Raw genomic sequence first — 5954 nt, 5'->3', positions numbered from 1 at the left:
CGCCCTCAGTCAGCATCCGCCGGATGATGTAGGGCTGCTTATCGTAGGAGGCCTTTAAGCAGTTCGAACACATGCTCCTGGCGCTCATGATCGCCGGAGACGGTGAAGGCCATGAGCCAGTCCAGCGTCATGCCGTCCTCGGCGTAAGTAACGAGCAGCGCCGGCGAGACCGACGCCAACTTCAGGCGCTGCTTCACCACGTTGACCGAGACGAAGAACGCGGCAGCGATCTCCTCTTCGGACTGCCCCTTCTCGCGCAGGGCCAGAAACGCCCGGAACTGGTCGAGCGGATGCAGCGGCGCCCGCTGGACGTTCTCGGCGAGCGAGTCCTCCTCGGCGATGCCGCCATCGCGGACGATGCACGGCACCGGCGCGGTCTTGGCGAGGCGCTTCTGCTTCACCAGCAGTTCTAGCGCCCGGTAGCGCCGGCCGCCTGCCGGGATCTCGAACATGCCGGTCTCGATGCCGGCCTGATCGACGACGGGCCGGACGCTGAGGCCCTGCAGTAGGCCACGGCGCACAATGTCCTCGGCCAGCTCCTCGATCGAGACGCCGGCCTTCACACGCCGGACGTTCGACTGGGAGAGCAAGAGTTTGTTGAAGGGGATGTCGCGCGAGGGCGAGAGGGTGATCTTCTGAACAGAAGTAGCCATCGGGATGTACTCCGCGACGAGCGCCGAAAGCCTCTCTCTCGGCATCAACTCGTCACGAAGCGCGACGCCGCCCTCTCACTCTGGAGGGCAGCGCCGCAGAAGAACAGATGACCAGGAAAGACGGAAAGGTACGGAGCCGGAGACGCGCAAAGCCGCCTTTCCGGCTTCCCAGAGTCAGGCCGCCCGGTCGAGCAGCTTCTTGGCACGCGCCTCAAGGTATAGCCGAGCGTCCTGCTGAGTCTTGTCGCGTGCGACTGCGGTGATACCCTGCACGAAGTCGAAAACGCTTTCGGGCTTGCGGCCCTCTTCGGACAGCACAGTCTCGATGATCTTTACCGCCTCGGTCTTCGAGAAGCCGCGCTTCCGCAGGAAGTCGCTGCGATCTTCGTCGGTGCGGGCCACAATCTTTTCCCGCGCCGCCCTGATGCCGTTGACGAAGGGCATCGGCGAAGAATTGGCGAAGCGAGTCAGCGCCGGCGCCGCCTCATGCGCGAAGCGCGAGGCGGCGTATTTCGAGTGGCGGATGGTGATCTCCTCGAAATCCTCGACGCCCCACAAATTGCGGTTCTGGCAAACGGCACGGAGATAGAAGCTCGCCATGCCAAGCGTCTTCGCGCCCACCTCGGAATTCCAGCAGTAGAAGCCCCGAAAATAGAGGTCGGGCGAGCCATCGGGCAGCCGGCCAGCCTCGATCGGGTTCAGATCGTCGACCAGGAACAGGAAGACGTCCCGATCGGAGGCATAAAGCGTGGTCGTGTCTTGGGTTATGTCGACGCGCGGATTGTAGACCCCCGTCGACCAGTCGAGGACGCCCGGTACCTTCCAGCGGGTGTCGCCCGTGCCGTTGCCGGCAATGCGCTGCACCGCCGCGACCAGCTCATGATCGAAGATGCGGCCGTAGTCGGGCCCGGTGACGGCGCGCAGCTCAACGCGGCCATCTTCGATCTCGAGCGTCTTCACCTGCTCGGCGCGATGAGAAGTCAGGCCGTATTGCAGATTGATGCCGGCCAGCGGCGCCGGAAGCTGGCGCAAATAGGCCGCCGGCGCTCCGATCAGGCCGGCGAGCTGACCGAAGCTCCAATGCGTCGGCGCGATCGGCGTGTCGGATCCGGGCAGCATTAGCGCCAGACGCTCGGCATCGTCACGGCTTGCCTCGACCCTGATCGCCGCGCTTTCGACGGTGCGGGTACGGCTCCGCTCGGTCCGGGCGCGGGCAGCGGCATAGAGATCCGACAGGGACAGGTAGCGCTCGTCCGCAGGTCGCGAGAACCATTCCGATGATACGCGGCCGATGCGCTCGCCGCGGCTCACATCCACCTTATAGCCGCCATCGCGGTCGCGAGCGGCGTCCAGAATCTCCACATGGGTCATGGCAAGTCTCCATGACGGGCGCCGGAGGCCTCTCCTCCAACCCTCAACCCGTCACGGAGAACCCGTCCACACTCTCACTCTCAGGGGCGTTGCGGGTCTCCCGCAGAAGGGGGCGGCCGAGACGACGGGCTCGGCCGCAGGGGAAGGCTTTCCCCTCATGGACTACAGCACGCGTTCACAGCGAGAACGGCGTTCGAGGCCCCGGCCACTCATCGGCTTCCATTTGCGCAGCGAGATCCGCTGTCCCGATCCTGCGCACGCTCGATGCCGCGATGAATTGCGCGCCGAGGGCGAGCCTGACCACCTGAAGGCGCTTGAGGCCAGCGGGCTTGTACCGACTGGCAACATAAGGCGGGAGGTTCGCGATCACGGCCTGGACTCGAGCATCGTCACGGTGCGGTCGTGCGGCCGCCATTCGAGCGGCCAATGCCGGTAGATTGTGACCGACTGGACCACGAAAGGAATTGGGGTCGACGCCATCCCACACCAACGCGGCCTTCATCGACAACTCCGCGACCATGCAAATCGGCTGAATCACCGAGTCATGGCTGAACGAGGTCGGCAAGGTATTGGCGGCGTCTTCGAGGTTCGATCGGGCCATCCGCCACAGCGTCACCGCATCGGCATTGCCGTGCTCGATTTCATTTAATCCCATCGTGAAGTCGTGGAGATCGGCGACCGCAAGGGCCACCTCCGCGGCGATCGTACGATCCTGCCGGCACCAGTTCCACCACGTTTCGCCATTGGCAAATCCGGCTATCTGCCAGGGCAGGAGAGCGTTGTCGCCGAACACCACGGGGAATACGACTTTTCGAACTTGGTCGACGGATGCGACAAATCCGATGCCGGCGCCGGGCCAGCTCGTCTCGACCTCGGGTGTCATCGCAGCATAGGCGTCCGTGATGCGCTTCACGTCCGGATTTCCGCCGAAGCCCATGGCGAAATCGGAACCGAGTAGCTCCATCGCAGCTCGGAAGGGGCGCTGGTGAACATGGACGCCTTCCTCCGCGAATTTCAGGTCGAGCCTGCGAAGGTCATCAAGCGTCCATGTGCTCATTTGATCCTGCCTTGTCTCCGGCTTGGTTGGCGTAGCATTCGCCATCAGGCGAGCAATGTGCGCAGGTTCGACAATACGAGCTTGGCCGCGACATCGGCCGTTACATCGAGTGTCGCTCCGAGAGCGGTGATCGTGCTTGCGACGTCTGAAGGTTCCGAGGGCCGCCCTCCAACCTGCGTGAAAGGACCATCAGTTTCTGTCAGGAGACGATCCCGAGGCAGGGTGCGGATCAAGTCGCGCCCGCGGTCGGTTCGCGTCATCTCGGCGTTGACGGAGAAATAGCAGCCGATCGTAGCCGCTCGACGAGCATCACTCTTGCTGCCGGTGAACCAATGAAGCACCACTCTGCCACGTTCGGGGGGGAGATGGGCCTCGATCATGTCCAGGACGGCAGGAACGCTCCGCACGCTATGGACCGTGAGAATCTTACCGCCGGCTTCAGCGCAGCGCTCCAGGACGCGCTGAAATACATGCCTTTGTGCCTCCAAAGACCTGTAGAAGCGCGGGCCCGCATCGAGTCCGACTTCACCGACATATCGTGTCTCGGGAAGATGGCGCTCCCATAGGGGCAACTCGGCAGCCCGTTCCGCGACAAGCTGGGGATGCAGACCCAGCGCGGCGCGAACATAGCGTGTGTTTCTCGTCAGTTCATGGTTGCGCGACCACGCCTTGGGCGTCGTCGTTACCGCCAAGGTGTAGATCCGCGCGGCTTCGGCTCCTGCAACGGCTGCCTTATGATCAGGATACAGATCGAGGTGACAGTGAAAGTCCACGCCGCCGATCGATGATGTCTCAGTCATCCGGGTCGCGTCCTCACACCCGTCAGGAGCGCTTCTACTTCCTCGAGCCCTCGTCGATAAACCTCCGCGAGCGCCGCTTGGCGCTTAGGGGATTCATCAAAGAGCGGTCCCGGCTTATGGATCAGGATTGACGCCAGCGCGGGCCGCGCGCGCAGGCGTTCGATCGCGAGCTGAAACGAACGAACCTGCACGCCTTCCGATTGGCGGGTGTCGAGCGCGTGGGCGGTGAGATCAGGCACGGTATAGACCGTAGGGTCGTTATCCGGGCGCAGCCCCCGCAGGAGCGCGGCGCGTCGGATCAGGCAGGGCAGGCAGTAGCCACAGTGCTGCGTACCGTGGCCTTGCCACCTGCCTTTTGTCGGCGAGGCGCAGGAGAGAGATGATGGCGTGAGCTGGCGAAGAAGGGCGGCATTGGCACAGCCCTCGGCCATTTCGCCTTTCGTCCGGTCCCAATAGGGATTTTCGATCCTGCCCGGGATGCCGAGCGCATTCAGCACATCGTTCCAACGGGCAATGTAGAACGGATGCGTCGTCCGGGTGCTCAACGCGCCGAGCCGCAGCGGGTCGAGGGGCACATTGACGGCGATCAGACCGTTCTCCGGTACCTTGAGGGTGAAAGCGCCATCCAGACCGGTGCCCGCGAAGACACCGAGAGCGAAGAAGAGGAAGGAGCGGCCTCTGGTGGTGTTCTCGCCAGCCGAAGCTCGGACGAAGCCGTCGGGAAAGGCCATCCATAGGCGGAGCCGATCAAAGGCTCTGCCGCGGTAATTCGCTTTGAGCGCTTCGAAGATCGTGGATTGGGCGTCGCTGGTGGCGCCATCGCCCGCATGGCTGATGAAGAGGGGAGTGCGGCCTGCTTCAAGTGCGTCGATAGCGCCGATCAGGCTGTCGAGACCACCTGAGAAGAGGGCGAGGTCGTCGAACGGAGCGCCTATGAGCCGCGCTGGCGCCGCAGGCGCCACCCGCGCAAAGCGTCGAGGCCGCGCCCGAAATCCCAAAGACCAGCGATCGCCTGTCAGAAAATTTAGCAGCCGCACGAGGATCGGCGCGGCGGTCTGCCAGCGGTCTGGCTCCGCCACGGGAACGATTAGACGCAACTCGCGGGTCCAGCCGTCTTGAGACTCGCTGTCGCGTGAAACGCGGGTGTCTGCTGCGTGAACATGCGCCGCCAGCACGAGGAGATCGACGCCAGCCTCTGACGGGAAGACGCCGAGGCGCGACAAATCGGTCAGGGCGCGTCCGATGCCGTGGCCAAGGGAGCGCTCGCCGACCACCAAATCCAGACGGGTTTCCTCCTCGCCGTCGCCAAGTGGCATCCGACTGCGGTCGCCAGGGCCATAGCGGCCGGTGATAAGGTGTCGTCTCATGCGCTCTCTGCCTCCGCATCGCCCATGATCTGCAGGATACCGAAGGCCTGCTCGTAGACGCGCCCGACGAAGGCGAGCACGCGATCGGGAGTCAGCGCCGCGGCGGCCGCTCGGGCCGTCGTGAGCGCGTCGGCAACGCCTCGCCTGATGAAGTCGTTGAGCTGCGCCTTCATGACCGTCACCGCCGCCGTCTGCGGGCTTTCCAGCTGCAGGGCATAAGCGAGATAGAGCGCCAGCAGGGCCGCGAGCGTCGTGCGCACGGCATGGCCGATGGCGCCCCGGCTGGGGAACAGGGTGGCGAGGACACCGGATGGGGATGGAAAGGGCAAGGGGGAAACCAGGGGCCGGGGGTGGCGGCCCACCCATGAGCGGAACGCCAGCCAGTTCATCGATTATCAGGATGCACCCGGGCCCCGCCTACGGTCCAATATATGGCTGAGCGATTTTCGATATCCAGAACAGACAGGATCATCCCTGTGGACATCCGCCACCTGCGCTACTTCACCGCCGTCGCGGAGGAGCTGCACTTCACCCGCGCCGCAGAGAGGCTGGGCATCCGCCAGCCGCCGCTGAGCCAGCAGATCCNACAGCTGGAGCGGGAAATCGGCAGCCCCCTGTTTCATCGCCTGTCGCGCGGGGTGGAGCTGACAGCGGTGGGCGCGTCGTTCCTGGAGGACGCCCGGGCCATCTGGCGCAGATCGACCGG

The 5954-nt window shown here is 64.3% G+C and carries 6 protein-coding genes and 1 pseudogene; 1 reads left to right on the top strand and 6 read right to left on the bottom strand.

What is annotated here, in order from left to right:
• The 6 genes and pseudogenes from I55_RS10145 to I55_RS37700 form a co-directional block, all read right to left on the bottom strand.
• A pseudogene (locus I55_RS10145) lies at positions 1–653 on the bottom strand (ParB/RepB/Spo0J family partition protein); the annotation flags it as partial.
• A gap of 174 nt (positions 654–827) precedes the next feature.
• Positions 828–2024, bottom strand: coding sequence for a hypothetical protein (locus I55_RS10140; RefSeq protein ID WP_044560421.1), 1197 nt, complete (start codon positions 2022–2024; stop codon positions 828–830).
• A gap of 175 nt (positions 2025–2199) precedes the next feature.
• Complete coding sequence (locus I55_RS10135) at positions 2200–3081, bottom strand: hypothetical protein (RefSeq protein WP_044560420.1); 882 nt, start codon at positions 3079–3081, stop codon at positions 2200–2202.
• Between the two features lie 44 nt (positions 3082–3125).
• Positions 3126–3881 carry a Qat anti-phage system TatD family nuclease QatD gene (gene qatD, locus I55_RS34320; protein WP_083900995.1) on the bottom strand — a complete coding sequence of 252 codons (756 nt, stop codon included), beginning with the start codon at positions 3879–3881 and terminating at the stop codon, positions 3126–3128.
• Entirely contained in the window at positions 3878–5248 is a 1371-nt protein-coding gene (gene qatC / locus I55_RS10125; protein ID WP_044560418.1) for a Qat anti-phage system QueC-like protein QatC, read from the bottom strand. Before qatC ends, qatD begins: the two co-directional genes overlap by 4 nt.
• Complete coding sequence (locus I55_RS37700; RefSeq protein ID WP_044560417.1) at positions 5245–5637, bottom strand: FUSC family protein; 393 nt, start codon at positions 5635–5637, stop codon at positions 5245–5247. Before I55_RS37700 ends, qatC begins: the two co-directional genes overlap by 4 nt.
• Positions 5638–5724: 87 nt before the next feature.
• On the opposite strand from I55_RS37700, the gene I55_RS10115 reads away from it, so the two are divergent.
• Positions 5725–5954 (top strand): LysR family transcriptional regulator (locus I55_RS10115; RefSeq protein WP_044560416.1); only part of this gene is annotated, 230 nt, incomplete at its 3' end.

Source organism: Azospirillum sp. B4 (genome assembly GCF_000333275.1).
In the GTDB taxonomy this organism is placed as follows: Bacteria; Pseudomonadota; Alphaproteobacteria; order Azospirillales; family Azospirillaceae; genus Nitrospirillum.
The sequence above is the reverse complement of the archived record's forward strand: the minus strand, read 5'-3'. Positions and strand labels throughout refer to the sequence as shown.

Coding starts and splice junctions, on each gene's coding strand:
- qatC (WP_044560418.1), bottom strand. CDS start 5,248: ATGAGACGACACCTTATCACCGGCCGCTATGGCCCTGGCGACCGCAGT.
- I55_RS37700 (WP_044560417.1), bottom strand. CDS start 5,637: ATGAACTGGCTGGCGTTCCGCTCATGGGTGGGCCGCCACCCCCGGCCC.
- I55_RS10140 (WP_044560421.1), bottom strand. CDS start 2,024: ATGACCCATGTGGAGATTCTGGACGCCGCTCGCGACCGCGATGGCGGC.
- qatD (WP_083900995.1), bottom strand. CDS start 3,881: ATGACTGAGACATCATCGATCGGCGGCGTGGACTTTCACTGTCACCTC.
- I55_RS10135 (WP_044560420.1), bottom strand. CDS start 3,081: ATGAGCACATGGACGCTTGATGACCTTCGCAGGCTCGACCTGAAATTC.